The organism is Ralstonia sp. RL (assembly GCF_001683835.1).
GTDB classification, from domain to species: domain Bacteria; phylum Pseudomonadota; class Gammaproteobacteria; order Burkholderiales; family Burkholderiaceae; genus Ralstonia; species Ralstonia mannitolilytica.
On the sequence record NZ_LWRX01000001.1, the window covers coordinates 249,824 to 263,386 of the forward strand.

12 protein-coding genes are annotated in these 13,563 nt (G+C 66.8%); 4 read left to right on the forward strand and 8 right to left on the reverse strand.

Annotated features, from left to right (window positions below; all coding sequences use genetic code 11):
• Positions 1–33: 33 nt before the first annotated feature.
• Complete coding sequence (locus tag A6M56_RS01085; protein ID WP_045220043.1) at positions 34–321, forward strand: hypothetical protein; 288 nt, start codon at positions 34–36, stop codon at positions 319–321.
• Between the two features lie 39 nt (positions 322–360).
• On the opposite strand, the gene A6M56_RS01090 is transcribed toward A6M56_RS01085, so the two are convergent.
• The 3 genes from A6M56_RS01090 to A6M56_RS01100 all read right to left on the reverse strand — a co-directional run bounded on the left by A6M56_RS01090 (position 361) and on the right by A6M56_RS01100 (position 3,172).
• Positions 361–1,515 carry a Gfo/Idh/MocA family protein gene (locus tag A6M56_RS01090; RefSeq protein ID WP_102079409.1) on the reverse strand — a complete coding sequence of 385 codons (1,155 nt, stop codon included), beginning with the start codon at positions 1,513–1,515 and terminating at the stop codon, positions 361–363.
• Positions 1,516–1,663: 148 nt separating this feature from the next.
• The gene (locus A6M56_RS01095) at positions 1,664–2,008 is read right to left on the reverse strand and encodes an antibiotic biosynthesis monooxygenase family protein (protein WP_102079408.1); all 345 of its coding nucleotides are present in this window, start codon (positions 2,006–2,008) and stop codon (positions 1,664–1,666) included.
• Between the two features lie 33 nt (positions 2,009–2,041).
• Positions 2,042–3,172 carry a cytochrome P450 gene (locus A6M56_RS01100; protein ID WP_102079407.1) on the reverse strand — a complete coding sequence of 377 codons (1,131 nt, stop codon included), beginning with the start codon at positions 3,170–3,172 and terminating at the stop codon, positions 2,042–2,044.
• A 107-nt stretch (positions 3,173–3,279) separates the two neighbouring features.
• Here A6M56_RS01100 and A6M56_RS01105 point away from each other — a divergent pair, with 107 nt between their 5' ends.
• Positions 3,280–3,996: an ArsR/SmtB family transcription factor gene (locus A6M56_RS01105; RefSeq protein ID WP_045220055.1), complete on the forward strand. Its 717-nt coding sequence runs from the start codon at positions 3,280–3,282 to the stop codon at positions 3,994–3,996.
• Positions 3,997–4,030: 34 nt separating this feature from the next.
• On the opposite strand, the gene speG is transcribed toward A6M56_RS01105, so the two are convergent.
• From speG to A6M56_RS01120, 3 genes are read right to left on the reverse strand one after another with little or no spacing between them, the layout of a single operon-like run.
• Positions 4,031–4,573: a spermidine N1-acetyltransferase gene (speG, locus tag A6M56_RS01110; RefSeq protein WP_045220057.1), complete on the reverse strand. Its 543-nt coding sequence runs from the start codon at positions 4,571–4,573 to the stop codon at positions 4,031–4,033.
• A gap of 55 nt (positions 4,574–4,628) precedes the next feature.
• Entirely contained in the window at positions 4,629–5,771 is a 1,143-nt protein-coding gene (locus A6M56_RS01115; RefSeq protein WP_102079406.1) for a PepSY-associated TM helix domain-containing protein, read from the reverse strand.
• A 21-nt stretch (positions 5,772–5,792) separates the two neighbouring features.
• Positions 5,793–7,931, reverse strand: a complete 2,139-nt coding sequence (locus tag A6M56_RS01120; protein ID WP_102079405.1) for a TonB-dependent receptor — start codon at positions 7,929–7,931, stop codon at positions 5,793–5,795.
• A 270-nt stretch (positions 7,932–8,201) separates the two neighbouring features.
• Here A6M56_RS01120 and A6M56_RS01125 point away from each other — a divergent pair, with 270 nt between their 5' ends.
• Together A6M56_RS01125 and A6M56_RS01130 are read left to right on the forward strand one after the other, a co-directional pair.
• Positions 8,202–9,299 carry an oxidoreductase gene (locus A6M56_RS01125; RefSeq protein WP_102079404.1) on the forward strand — a complete coding sequence of 366 codons (1,098 nt, stop codon included), beginning with the start codon at positions 8,202–8,204 and terminating at the stop codon, positions 9,297–9,299.
• Positions 9,296–11,392 (forward strand): cation:proton antiporter, encoded by a 2,097-nt coding sequence (locus A6M56_RS01130; RefSeq protein WP_102079403.1) that lies wholly within the window; start codon positions 9,296–9,298, stop codon positions 11,390–11,392. Before A6M56_RS01125 ends, A6M56_RS01130 begins: the two co-directional genes overlap by 4 nt.
• A gap of 66 nt (positions 11,393–11,458) precedes the next feature.
• Here the strand turns inward: A6M56_RS01130 and A6M56_RS01135 are convergent, their stop codons facing one another.
• Positions 11,459–12,721: a DUF3734 domain-containing protein gene (locus A6M56_RS01135; protein ID WP_045220065.1), complete on the reverse strand. Its 1,263-nt coding sequence runs from the start codon at positions 12,719–12,721 to the stop codon at positions 11,459–11,461.
• Between the two features lie 32 nt (positions 12,722–12,753).
• On the reverse strand, positions 12,754–13,539 hold the full coding sequence (locus tag A6M56_RS01140) for a 3-hydroxybutyrate dehydrogenase (RefSeq protein ID WP_045220069.1): 786 nt from the start codon (positions 13,537–13,539) through the stop codon (positions 12,754–12,756).
• Positions 13,540–13,563: the final 24 nt, after the last annotated feature.

A 13,563-nucleotide genomic window follows, 5' to 3' on the forward strand; every position in this document is an offset into this window, starting at 1 on the left:
TCCGGCGCAGCGGCTCCGCGAGGAGAAATGACAATGCGACGCCGAATCAAAGCGTCCTGGATGGCGATCTTGGTCTTTACCCTGCTGGGTATCGGCTACTTGTGGATGTACCGTTTCGAGCCGCTGCTCTCGGGCGAGGCCGGCAGCGATGTGTTCGTGTGGGACCGCTGGACCCACCGCGTCTGCGCGCTGACCGACAGCGGCGAGGCCACGGAACTGCGCTGCGACAACGCCATGGAAACCGACGGCTCCGGCAGCAACAACTCCGACGTTTCCACGCGCCTGCGCATGCGCGACGCCATGCAGCGCATCAAGCTGTAACCCCCACGCCCGCTGTTCGTTGCGGGCGTTTTCTTTTCCTTATCCTTTGCTCGGCTCGGCCGCATCCACGAGTTCCGGTGCCGGAACGGGCGGCAGCTTGCGCACCTGCGACGCCTCCATGCGGCGCTGGCGCTGGAAAGGCCCCAGGTTTTGCGGCTGGCCCGATTCCAGCGCACGCTCGATGGCGGCGAGCACGCGCACGTCTGCCAGGCCTTCCTCGCCGTTGGGTTCGGGCTCGCGGTTGTTCAGAATGCAATCGGAGAAGTACTGCAGCTCGCCGCCAAACTGGTCGGTCGATTCGAACACCTGTTCCTGCGTGCTGCCGTCGAGCGTCAGGTGGTGCCGCAAGCCCACGCCAAACGTGAAGCCTGGTGAGACCTCCAGATCGCCCTTGGTGCCGAGAATCCGGTACTGATCGATGTTCGCGCCGCTGTAGCAGACCACGAACTGCGCGATGCGGTGGTCGGCAAAGCGCAGCGTCACGCTGACGGTGTCGTCGAAGTTGAAGGGAAGGTCGGGGTCGCGCACACCGCAGGCCGAGACTTCAACCGGCTCCTCGCCAAAAAGGTTGCGTACCGCGTTGATGGGGTAGACGCCCATGTCCGACACCGGCCCGGCCCAGTAGCCGTGGCTCGCGCGATGGTTGGACGGCGCGACGGACTGGCTGAACATGGCCGAGAATGCGCGGATGCGCCCCAGCTTGCCCGAGCGCACCAGCTCGATGGCGGCCAGCGTGGCGGGCTCGAAGTGCAGGCGATACGCGATCATCAGCTTGGCATTGCCGCTGCGGGCCGCGTCGATCATCGCTTCGCAATCGGCCTCGCTCGTGGCCATGGGCTTCTCGAGCAGGACGTGGATGCCGCGCTGCAAGGCGGGCAGCGCGTATTGCCGGTGCATGTCGTTGGGCAGGGCGAGGTAGATGGCGTCCACCTCGCCGGCGCTGAGCAGTTGCTCGTAGTCGGCATAGCCGTGCACGTGCTTGATGCCGTAGCGCTTGGCCAGCGCGGTGGCCTTGGCCGAGTCGCCCGTGACCAGCGCGGTGACGACGGAGTTGCCGCTTTGCGCCACGCCAGGCAGGAAAGCCGCCTGCGAAATCCAGCCGGCGCCGACCACGGCATACCGCACCGGGCTCTGCACGGTCCGTGGTGGAGCGACTTGCGGTTCACGCTCAGCCTCGTGAAAAGGGGTAGACATGACAATTCCTTTGCAATCGTTGCGCATGCAGGCGAGCGGCCCCTGCGATACGGCAGCAGGGCGCGCAGCGGCATGCTGTCTCTGAACGACATAGCAAAGTCGATGCCCGGCAAGGGCAAATGGCGTCACATCGCCCGCGGGAGCCTGCTCAGGTGTGCGCCGCGCGGCTGTCTGCGGGCGCCTCGTCGCGTTCGGTCATGCCATAGTCGCGCACCACGTGGGCGATGCGCAGGCGGTAGTCGGCAAAGGCGCGCTCGCGGCCGGCGTGCTGGGCCTGACGGTGTTGCTCGAGGTTGCGCCACGCACGGATGGCCTCTTCATCGCGAAAGAACGACAGCGACAGCATCTTGTCGGGGTTCGCAATGCTCTGGAAGCGCTCCACCGAGATGAAGCCGTCCACCTGCTCCAGCAGCGGCTTCAGATGCGCGGCAAGGTTCAGGTAAGCATCACGCTGGCCCGGCGCAGGTACGACTTCAAAGATGACGGCGATCATGGCGAGTCCTTTGTTGGAGGAGTGATCCGCATCTCAGGCGCTGAACACCGGGATGCGGGCGTTGGGCGAGGCGCGATAGGTCACCTCGCCGGGATTGCCAAGCCACCGATCGATGCCCGGCAGGCCGAGCAGGTGCCGCACCGTTTCGCGCGCGATGATGGTGGCCAGCGTTTCGGCGGGGCAGCGGTGTACGCCGGCGCCGAACGTCCACAGGCGCGGTGCGGGGCGGTCGATATCGAAACGCAGCGGCGCCGGGTTCACGGCGGCGTCCACGTTGGCGGCGGCCAGCAGCACGAGAATCCGTTGGCCGGCCTGCACGTGCTGGCCCAGCAACTGGACGTCGCGCTGGACAAAGCGGCGCGTGTTCTGCACCGGTGCGTCATGACGCAGCACTTCCCGCACGAACGGTTCAACGGCACCGGGCTGGGCGCGCAGCCGTGTGCGCAAGGCCGCATGGCGCGACAGCGCGACGATGCAGTTGCCGAGCAGCCCCGCGCAGGCGTCATAGGTCTGCGCAAGCAGGGCAGCGAGGTTGTCGACCTCGGCATCATCATTGCCGGCAACGAGCGGCGAGCCTTCGAAGCGGCCATGCAGGCGCCGGACGGCCGCGTCGGCCTGGGCGACAGAAGCGGCATCTGGGGCAGGGCCCAGTGCTGCGAGATAGGCAGCGATGTCGGCGTGGCATGCCGGCGCATCGGCAGCATCGCCGAGCAGAGTCTGCGCCATCGTGGCGAGCGGCACGCGAAAGTGCGCGTCCCCAGCCAGGGCGGCATCGAGCTGCGCCGTATCAGGCAGCGCGGCATAGGCCTGGCGGCGCGCGCGCGCTGCCAGTGCCGAGGTGTCCAGCTTGCCGAGCACGGCCATCACGATGGCCTTGCGCATGCCGTGCTCGGGGCCGTCGATCTGGCGCACGAGCCGGCCGAAGAATGCGCCTGCGGGCGAGGCAGCCACCGCGTTTGGCACGGGTTCATCGGCGGGCCGTACGCGGCAGGCATCGCTGCCGAGCACGGTGTCCACCGCCTTGGCGCTGGCGGCGACCCACCAGCCCAGCGCGGCATCGAAGAAGAACGCACGCGTGGCGGCAAGCTGCGCGTAATAGGGCGCGGGATCGGCATGCGTGACGGCTTGCAGCGCGTCGATGGGTGGGGCGATGGCAATGTCCATGGCGAGGCAGCGTGCAGTCGGACAGCAGGGGCGGGAGTAAGATGGCTCCCATTGTCTGAACCGGCCGCGTGCCTGTCACGCGCCAACAGTTTGGTCTGCATCGAACCATGACCGCATCGTCCACCGCCGCATTGGCGGCCACGCAACCCGATATCGGCCGGCTAGCGGCCACCATCGGTGACCCGACCCGCATCCGCATGCTGCTGTTGTTGATGGAGGGCCGCTCGCTGACCGCCAAGGAACTCGCCTACGGAGCCGGCGTGGAACCCGCGACGGCCAGTGCGCACCTGAGGCGGCTGGAGGCGGACGCGCTCATCACGTCCCTCGCGAGCGGGCGCTACAAGTACTTCGGGCTGCGCTCGCCTGCCGTGGCAGAGCTGATCGAATCGCTGCTGGTCGTGGCGCCGGAAAAGCCGGCCGACCCACGCCGCTCGACCGTCCCCGAGAACCTGCGTGCCGCACGGCTGTGCTACGACCATCTGGCGGGAGAACTGGGTACGGACGTGTCTGCGCGGCTGCTCGCGCGCGGCTGGATCGTGCAGCAAGACGACACCCATGCCGAATACGACGTCACGCCGGCTGGAGCGCACGCATTTGCCGCCATCGGCATCGACGTGGCTGCACTGCGCGCGGGGCGCCGTCGCCTTGCTTACGGTTGCATGGACTGGAGCGAGCGCCGGCCGCATCTGGCCGGTGCACTCGGAGCCGCTGTGGCCGAGCGCTGCATTGCGCTGGGTTGGCTCGCGCGCCAGAAGCATTCGCGCGCGCTTGCAGTGACCGAGGCTGGGCAGCGCGAGCTGCCAGCCTGGCTGACGACGGCCTAGCCCCTCGGCCAGGCCGCCGTGGTGTGGGCGGGCGTCAGTTGCGCGCAGCCTGCGAGGCCACGTAGTCGCGCTGGAATGCGCACATGCGCAGCGCGTTGTGATACACGCCGTTGCTGAAGAACTCTTCGACGAGTTCGCCCTCGCGGTGAAAGCCGCATTTCTCGTAGATGTGGATCGCCTTTTCGTTCTTCACGTCCACCACGAGATACAGCTTGTGCAGGTTCAGCACCATGAAGGCGTAGTCGATGGCCAGGCGCGTTGCCGTGGAGGCATAACCGCGGCCCTGCCAGCCCGGCGCGATGATGATCTGGAATTCGCCGCGGCGGTGGATGTAGTTCAGTTCCATCAGCTCGACCAGCCCGACCGCCTCGCCGGCATCGTTTTCGCAGATGAAGCGGCGCTCGCGCTGGTCGTGCACGTGGCGGTCGTACAGTTGCGAGAGTTCGGTGAATGTTTCGTACGGCTCTTCGAACCAGTAACGCATGATCTTTGCGTCGTTGTTGAGCTCGTGTACGAAGCGCAGGTCATTGCGCTCCAGCGGGCGCAGGCAAAGGTTGCGGGATTTCTCGATCACCATGGTCTTGTCCTTGTTGTGTTGAGGCGCTTGGCATCGCGTCTACGCCCCTACGTTGTCAGCAAGGACGTGTCGCTGCAGATGCCTGTCTGCGCTGCGGTTGGGCGCGTCGGCGCCGATCCAGATAGAGCCACCACCCCGTTGCCGCAAACACCGGCAGCATCAATGCTCCGATGCACACTAGCACGATGCCGATCGGCCCGAAGTAGCGTCCATTATGGAGCGGCAACATGCCCGCCAGCAGGCGTTGCATCGGCGGCTTGTCGGCGAAGGATTCGTTGCGGATGACGGCGCCGGTGCCGGCGTCTAGCGTCAAGCGGTTGAAGGCCCGGTCATGCGGAGCATCGGCGGGCAGCCAGTTGATATCGACCTTGCCGCTGCGGGCATCGTCGATACGCAGGGTGGCGGTTCCATAGTTCGATGCGTTGGCAAGGAAAGCGTTCCACGTGCGCTCAATTGCCGCAGTTTCGAGCGGCTGTCGCGGGCCTTCCATCGGTTTCGCCTTGACCGTGACGGGCATGCCGGCCAGGTGCTGCAACGCGTCGCGGTACCAGTCATACGTCCAATACAGCCCACTGAACGCGGCCAGCAGATACAGCGGCAACACCAGCGTGCCGACGACGGTGTGCACATCCCACCAGCGGATGCGCCCCGCGCGGCTCCACCGGATCATGAGCCAGCTTCGCCAGTTCGCGACGCGTTTCGGCCACCGCAGATAGAGGCCGGACAACGCCATCACGACCAGCGCGATGGTGCTCGCCCCGACAATCTGCTTGCCCACTTCGTCCGCCAGCAGCGTGCGGTGCAGCAGCTTGACGGTGGCAAAGAAGCGCTGGCCGCGCGCCTCGGGAAGCAACGTGCCGGTGCCGGCATCGATGTAGCGCAGTTCCCCGCGGCTGCTGCCGCCGCGCTTGCCGGGCGGCCAGGCATACCAGACGCGCCACGGCTCGGTGGGGTCGGATGCGGCGGTGATGAACGTGACGGGGCGCTGCGGCATGGCTGCGCGCGCCTGTGCGGCCACCTGCGGCAGCGTCGGGGCGGAGCCGCTGCGCGCGGGCAGGGTGAGCACGCCGGGATTGAGGGCGCGCAGGAGTTCGTCTTCGTACGCCATCAGCGCGCCGGTGGCGCCGACGATGGCCAGCACCACGCTGGCTGACAACCCGATCAGCCAGTGCAGGCGGAAGAGCACCCGTCGCAGCATCGCCATTCGCCTGTTGGACGCTTACATCTTGTACCGCACGCCGAGCAGCGCCATGCGAGGCGCGCCCGGCATGTTGTAGTGCTCGGCGCCGCCGTGGGCCGACACGTAGTACGCGCGATTGAACAGGTTTTGCAGGTTCAGCGTGACGTCGACGTGCCTGCTGCGGTAGCCTGCGCCGAGATCGACCGTCATGTAGCCGGGCAGCGTCGTCAGGTTGTACTGCGACGCATAACGCGCGCCTTCGGCACGCACGCCGCCTGCCACGTAGAAGCCGTTCGGCAGATCATGCTTGAGCCACAGCGAACCGCTATGCCGCGGTGTGAGCGAGGGTTGATTGCCCGTGACGGCCGTTCCGGCGCTCCGGTCGTATGGGTTGTCCAGGCGGCCGTTCAGATAGGCATAGCTGGCGATCAGGGACCAGGTTTTGACGATTTCACCCGTGAACGACAACTCCAGCCCGCGCGTACGCTGTGTACCGATAGGCACGCCGAGGCCAGAGTTATCCGGGGCTGCTGCCGTCAGGTTGGTCTGCTTCATATCGAACAGCGACGCCGTCACACTCGCGCCGGCCGACAGGTCGTACTTGGCGCCGATCTCGTAGTTGGTGGTCCGCTGCGGAGCCAGCGCACCGCTGTTCGGGAAGAACGTGAAGCTGTCAGCCAGCGGCTGGAACGAGCGACTGTACGACGCGTACAGCGAGAGTGGCTCGACCGGGTGGTACACCACGCCCAGGCGCGGGCTGACCGGCTTGTCGGTCCGTGCCAGATCCTGGTTCTTCGGCGTGAGGTCGTCGCGGCTTTGCTTGAGGATCTCGTAGCGAAGGCCGGCGAGCACCGTCCATTGCGGCGAGAACTTGATCAGATCCTGCACATACGCGGCATACGTTTCGTTGTGCGAGAGGCCGTAGTTGGTGGGCGTGGCGTTGGCGGGCACCGTGGGCAGCACCGGCAGCACGGGGTTGAACAGGTTGACCGTGAAATTGCCCGGGGCCGCGGCCACGCGGTCGCTCTTGTCCTGGTAGCCGAGCTCGATGCCGTACAGCAGCGTGTGCTGGATGCCCCAGGTCTCCGCCTTCTGCGTCAGTTCGTTCTGCCAGACCGTGCCGCGATCGCTGCGGTTGCGCTGGTTGACGCTGAGCGTCACGGTCGGGATCGGGCCGTCGTTGACGCTGCGCACGGTCGTGTAGTTGTTGCGGCCGAGCGAGTACTCGTAATTGCGCACCACGCTGTGGAACGACCACTTGTCGTTGAAGCGGTGGTCCAGCGTGCCGGTCACGCTCTTGACCGTCGATTCGACATTGCCGGCACCTGCATCGGCCGAGCCGTATCGCGTCTCGATGGGCACGTTGGCGGGGCGGCCGTGATAGGCGGGCACGCCCTGGTCTGCGATGCGCTTGTCGTGCAGGTAGTCGAACTGCACCGTCAGCTTGGTATCCGGCGACAGGTTGAACAGGAACGACGGCGAGATCGCCTGGCGACGCAGGAAGTAGTCGTTGCGGAAACCGCCCGAGTCTTCCACCGCGCCGGTGATGCGTGCGCGGATGGCGTCGTCATTGATGGAGGTGTTCAGGTCCAGCTCGGCGCGTTTCTGACGCTCGGTGCCCACCAGTACGCCCACTTCGGCCAGCGGCGTAGCGAGCGGCTTCTTCGTGACACGGTTGATGATGCCGCCTGACGAGCCGCGCCCGTACAGCACCGCAGCCGGGCCCTTCAGCACTTCAATGCGGTCGATGTTGGAGAGGTCGCGGAAGTAGAGGGAGTCGTCGCGCAGGCCGTCGACGTACTGGTCGTTGATCGACGAGAACCCGCGGATGGTCACCTGGTCGCGCTGGGCATCCCCAAGCGAGGCCGACACCCCCGGCACGTTGCGCAGCGCCTCGTTGAGCGACGTCACGCCCTGGTCCTGGATCACCGCGTGCGGCACCACGTTCACGGTTTGCGGAATCTCGCGCAGCGGCACGGGGATCTTCGTGGCCGTATTGGCGATCGGCGTGTCGTAGCTGGCCGTGCTGCGCGTGCCCTTGACGGTCGAGGTGGGCAGCGTGCCGGCGTCGGCTGCCGCAACCACGGCGTCTGCAGCGGTTGCCACGTGGGCCAGCGGCAGCGTTCCAAGGACGGCCAGAGACAGGCGAAGACCCTCTCGACGAAATTTCGGCGGCATTACAGTTCCCGTAAAGTGAAAGTCGCGCCGACAGGCGCACTGGCGACGCGATCCCACCCCCCGGAATGCTGTGGCGCGTCTTCAAAATGTGAAGCCGCAAATAATAATGAGAGTAATTCTTATTTACAAGAGACTTAGAAGTCGTTTTTGACGATGGGCAACGTTTGCTGAGGCCAAGCGGGGCAATTCCGTACCCAAAGGTGCGCAGGTTGCCGGCACCAAATTGCGTTCGGGACGTCTCATTCGCTCGCGTTCCGCCTTTTTCCTGACATGTCCCATCCTCCACACGAAGCACCGCTGCGCGTGGCCCTCGTGGGCTACGGCTATGCCGGCAAGCTGTTTCACGCCGCCTACATCGACGCCACCCCGGGGCTCCAGCTGCACGTGGTCGGCTCCAATCGTCCGGACGCGGTGCTGGCCGATCGGCCGGACGCCGTGGTGTGCGCGCCCGAGGCTGCCGTAACGCATCCCGAGGTGGATCTCGTGGTGATCGCCACACCCAATGACCGGCACGCCCCTTTGGCCGAAGCCGCGCTCCGGGCGGGCAAGCACGTGGTCGTCGACAAGCCGTTCACCGTGACGCTGAGTGAGGCGCGGCATCTCGCCCGCGTTGCCACTGACACGGGCCGGTTGCTGTCCGTCTTTCAGAACCGCCGCTGGGACAGCGACTTCCTTGCCGTGCAGGCTGCCATCGCAGGCGGGGCCATCGGACAGCCCATGCACATCGAGGCGCATTTCGACCGCTACCGCCCGCAGGTGCGTGCGCGGTGGCGCGAGCAGGCCGGGCAGGGCACGGGCATCTGGTTCGACCTGGGGCCACACCTCGTCGATCAGGCATTGCTGCTGCTGGGCCTGCCCGACGCCGTGAGCGCATCGTTCGCGCAGCAGCGCGCTGGCGCCGAGACGCCGGATTGGGCGCATGTCGTCCTGCATGCCGCAGAACGCCGCGCCATCCTGCACGCCAGCATGCTCGTAGCGGGCGGATCGCCGCGCTGGACGGTGCACGGCACGCGCGGCTCCTTCATCAAGCGCCGCATGGATCAACAAGAGGCGCAACTCCTTGCCGGCGTGGCGCCCGGCGCGCCCGGCTGGGGCGTGGATGACGACGCTGGTGTGCTGATCGAGGGCGCCACGTCCGCACAGAGCGATATGCCGACGCCCAGTGGCGATCAGCGTGCCTTCTATGCCGCGGTGCGCGATGCCATGGCGGGGGCGCGGCCGAACCCCGTGCCGCCCGTACAGGCGGTGGCGGTCATGGCGGTGCTGGAGGCCGCCGTGGCCGCGGCGCAGACCGGTGCGACCGCGGTGCCGGACCTGACCGATACGGAGCGCGCCGACTGGGGCGCCGCGCGGGAGGCGGCTTCGTGAACGGCGTGGTGATCCTGTTGCTGGTGGCGGGCGGGCTGCTCGCCGTGGTGGCGCTCGTGCAGATGCTCGCCTCGCGCCTGACCTTGCCGGAGTCGACGCTGCTGGCGCTGGCCGGCATCGGCATCGGCGGGGCGTATGTGGGCTTGCAGAACACCGCGCCCACTTTCGCGACCACGTTCTTTACACCGCTCATCAACCCCAGCTGGCCGGCCGAGGCCTATCTTTGGCTCTTTCTGCCGCCATTGCTGTTTCAGGCGGCGCTGTCGGTGGACGTACGCCGCATGGCGCCCGACGCCGCGCCGATCCTCATGCTGGCGGTCGTGGCCGTGGTGCTCGCCACGGGCGTGATCGGTCTGGCGGCCGCGGCCGTGACGCCGTTTGGCATTGTCACGTGCCTGCTGCTCGGGGCCATGATCGCGACGACCGACCCGTCCGCGGTGATCGCCGTCTTCCGCGATGTTGGCGCACCGGCACGGTTGATTCGCCTGGTGGAAGGCGAGGCGCTGCTCAACGACGCGGCGGCCATTGCCATCATGGGCGTGCTGCTTGCCATGCTGACCGGGCACGGCGGCGAGGCCAGTATCGGGGCCGGCTTGCGCGAACTGGCCCGGGCATTCGGCGGCGGCGTGATGTTCGGATTGATTGCCGGGCGCATCGCCGCGTTCCTGCTGCCGGCCCTGCGCGGGATCGCCCAGGCCGAAGCCGCATGGACGCTGGCGCTGCCTTACCCGCTGTACCTGGTGGCCGAAGACGTGCTTGGTGTGTCGGGCGTGGTGTCGGTGGTGTGCGCGGGGTTGGTGATCGGGGCGCTGGGGCGCACGCGCCTGACGCCGCGCAACTGGTCGCACCTGCAATTGATCTGGGAGCAGATTGCCGCGCTGGCGGGCGCCGTGGTCTTCCTGCTGGCCGCGGTGCGCGTGCCGGAGCTGCTGCACGGCGTGGAGTGGAGAGACGCGCTCTGGCTCGCGGTGATCGTCGCCGCTGCGCTGGCGGCGCGCCTGGCCGTGCTGTTTGGGCTGCTGCCCGCACTCGCGTGGCTCAGGCTTTCCGCACCGGTCAGCCATGCCTACAAGCTGGCGATTGCGTGGGGCGGCCTGCGCGGTGCCGTGACGCTGGTGCTGGCGCTGGGCGTGGCCGAGAACACGGCCGTGCACGCTGCCGACCGCCATTTCGTCAGCATCCTCGCGACCGGGTTCGTGCTGGTGAGCGTGCTCTTCAACGGCGCGACGCTGCGCTGGGTGATGCGCCAGCTCGGGCTCGACCAGCTTTCGCCGCAGGAGCAGGTGCTGCAGGGCCAGGCGCTGAACGTTTCGACCGAAGAGGTGGAATCGACCATGCGCCGCATCGGCGGGCACTTCCACTTCACGGCCGGCGCCACGGAGCAGGCGGTGCAGGCATACCGCCGCGAGGTGGCTGCTGGCGCCGCAGAGCTGAATCTGGAAGAGGCGCTGTCCGAACGGGAGCGCCTCACCATCGGGCTCGTGGCCCTGGCCACGCGCGAGCGCGAACTGATTCCCGAATACGGCAACGGCCTCATCTCGATCCGCAACCTCGACGCGATGATGCGCAATACCGCCGACATGATCGACGCCGCGCGTGCGGAAGGGCGGCTCGGTTACAAGCGCGCCTCGCGGCGCATCCTCGCCAAGCACTTCGGCTATCGCCTGGCATGGTGGGTGCACCGCGTGCTGCATATCGACCGGCCGCTGGCGAACGCGCTGGCCGATCGCTTCGAGCTGCTGGTGTGCCGCCAGACGGTGCTCGAACGCCTGCGCGCCTACAACCGCACGTCATTGCAGCCGGTGCTGGGCGAGCGCATGGCGGACCTGCTCGACGGCGTGCTGATCGCGCGCATCGAAGCCGCTGAAGAAGGCCTGGCCGAACTGCGCGGCAATTTCGGCGACTACAGCGCCGCGCTGGAGAAGCGCCTGCTCCTGCTGTTTGCGCTCCACATCGGTCAGAGCAAGATCGACACGATGCTGGCCGAAACAGTGATCTCGAAGGAGGTCTACAAGCAGATCAGCGGCGTCATCCATCGTGCGTGGACGGCGGCGCTGCCTCGTCCGTCGCTGGCCTTGCGCACGCAGTCGTAGGTGCATGGCACCCCGCGCGGCCGGCTCGTGCCGCCTGCGCAGACGCCGCAGGCGACATTGATCTGCTTACAAGCGCTTGGGGGGCCGTTCCACGTGCAGATGCCGGTGAACGTCATGGGTCGCGAAGCCCGAATCGCCGGTCGGCATCGCCAGCCACTCGGGGTGCGAAAGCGACTCGCGGATATCCGCCAGGCCCGAGGCCCAGTGCTCGCGCATGGTCGCCGGGCCGAACTGGATGTCCTTGCCGGGGCCTTCGTCTTCCTTGGCGGCGTAGATCAGGTGGATGACGTTGTAGCGCTTCGTGCAGGCCAGCTCCTGCGCGTGCTTGTACCACTGCGTGCGGCCGAATTCCTTCTCGGGCAGGTGGTCCAGCATCTGGCGCACCAGCCGCCGCGTGGATTGCGAGCGCTCCATCCAGTCCGTAATCAGGCGTGTCCGGCTCGAGTACTGCAGATCCTTCTGCCGGCTGGCCACGCCGATCATGGTGTCGGGCACCGGGCCCACGGCGCTCCACAGGTCCACCTGGAACACCAGCGTATCCTTGCGCGGCTTTGCGCCCAGCACGTAGGAGAGCGGCGTGTTGGAAACCACACCGCCGTCCCAGTAATACTCACCGTCGATGAGCACGGGCGGAAAGCCCGGCGGCAGCGCGCCTGATGCCATGAAGTGCTCGGCGCGCAAACGGCGTTCGGTGTTGTCGAACGCTTCCAGGTTGCCCGTGCGCACATTGACGGCACCGACCGACACACGGATGCCGCCATCGTTGATGCGGTCGAAATCACACAGGCGCTCGAGCGTGGCCTTGAGCGGCGCGGTGTCGTAGTAGCTGGCGTCGAGCGGGTCGACTTCGCTGGCGGGCAGCGGCGGCGGAACGCGCGGCGTGAAAAAGCCGCGCTGCCCTTCGAGCAGCGTGTCGGCAGCCTGCATGGCGGTCAGCCATTTGCGCAGGTGCGTGTTGCCGTCGAACCAGGCGTTCTCGAGAATGTCGGGCAGCGGCGGTGAAAAGCCCGGCTGCGTGATCGTCTGCCAGAACTCGCGCAGCTTCGCGTGCCGATCCTTCGGCGCGTTGCCGGCAATGATCGCCGTATTCAGCGCCCCAATGGAGATGCCCGCAATCCAGTTCGGCACGATGCCGGCTTCGTCCAGTCCTTCGAACACGCCGGCCTGGTACGAGCCCAGCGCGCCGCCGCCTTGCAGCACCAGCGCGATGTTCTCGTATTCGGGAAGCACGATGCGCTGCGCTGTGGTGAGCGGCGCATCTGCGGGGCGTGACGACTCTGCCGGCGTGGGCCGCTTGGTTGCGGCCACGCGTAGTTTGGGTGCGGGCATATCTCCTCCAACCTCCTTGCGGGTACTTGGATTTATTGCATGAACCAGCCGTGGCTCACCACGAAGGATTGCCCGGTCAGCGCGGCACTCGGGAACGTCGCCAGGAAGCGCACCGTCTCGGCCACGTCCTCCACGGTGGTGAACACGCCGTCCACGGTATCACCGAGCATGACCTTTTTCACGACATCCTCTTCGCTGATGCCGAGTTCCTTTGCTTGCTCGGGGATCTGCTTTTCGACCAGCGGGGTGCGCACAAAACCAGGGCACACCACATGCGAGCGCACGTTATGCGCCGCACCTTCCTTGGCCAGCACCTTGTTCAGGCCAAGCAGCGCATGCTTGGCCGCCACGTAGGCCGACTTGAGCGGCGAGCCTTCATGCGAGTGCACCGAACCCATGTAGATCACCACGCCGCCACGGTCGTCCTTGTACATGTGGCGCAGCGCTGCACGCGTGGTCAGGAACGCGCCATCGACGTGGATGGCCTGCATCTTCTTCCAGTCGGCAAACGAATAACTCACGAACGGGTTGACGATCTGGATGCCGGCGTTCGAGACGAGGATGTCGACCGAGCCGAGTTCTTCGGCCACGCGGTCAATGCCGCTGTCCACGGCTTGTTCGTCGGTCACGTCCATGCGCAGGCCGATGGCCTTGCCGCCGGCATCGGTGATTTCCTTGGCGACGGCCTTGGCGCCGTCTTCGTTCAGGTCAACGATGGCGATGGCCGCGCCCGAACCGGCGAGCGTGAGGGCGATCTGCTTGCCGATGCCGCTGGCGGCACCCGTGACGACGGCGACTTTGCCTTTCAAATCAGACATGTGTGTACTCCAGGGGGTGGCGGG

Bases quoted from the DNA above. Each gene is read 5' to 3' on its own strand.
- speG (WP_045220057.1), bottom strand. From the start codon at position 4,573: ATGGTGATCGAGAAATCCCGCAACCTTTGCCTGCGCCCGCTGGAGCGC.
- A6M56_RS01135 (WP_045220065.1), bottom strand. From the start codon at position 12,721: ATGCCCGCACCCAAACTACGCGTGGCCGCAACCAAGCGGCCCACGCCG.
- A6M56_RS01115 (WP_102079406.1), bottom strand. From the start codon at position 5,771: ATGCTGCGACGGGTGCTCTTCCGCCTGCACTGGCTGATCGGGTTGTCA.
- A6M56_RS01120 (WP_102079405.1), bottom strand. From the start codon at position 7,931: ATGCCGCCGAAATTTCGTCGAGAGGGTCTTCGCCTGTCTCTGGCCGTC.
- A6M56_RS01140 (WP_045220069.1), bottom strand. From the start codon at position 13,539: ATGTCTGATTTGAAAGGCAAAGTCGCCGTCGTCACGGGTGCCGCCAGC.
- A6M56_RS01100 (WP_102079407.1), bottom strand. From the start codon at position 3,172: ATGGACATTGCCATCGCCCCACCCATCGACGCGCTGCAAGCCGTCACG.
- A6M56_RS01125 (WP_102079404.1), top strand. From the start codon at position 8,202: ATGTCCCATCCTCCACACGAAGCACCGCTGCGCGTGGCCCTCGTGGGC.
- A6M56_RS01105 (WP_045220055.1), top strand. From the start codon at position 3,280: ATGACCGCATCGTCCACCGCCGCATTGGCGGCCACGCAACCCGATATC.
- A6M56_RS01090 (WP_102079409.1), bottom strand. From the start codon at position 1,515: ATGTCTACCCCTTTTCACGAGGCTGAGCGTGAACCGCAAGTCGCTCCA.
- A6M56_RS01095 (WP_102079408.1), bottom strand. From the start codon at position 2,008: ATGATCGCCGTCATCTTTGAAGTCGTACCTGCGCCGGGCCAGCGTGAT.
- A6M56_RS01085 (WP_045220043.1), top strand. From the start codon at position 34: ATGCGACGCCGAATCAAAGCGTCCTGGATGGCGATCTTGGTCTTTACC.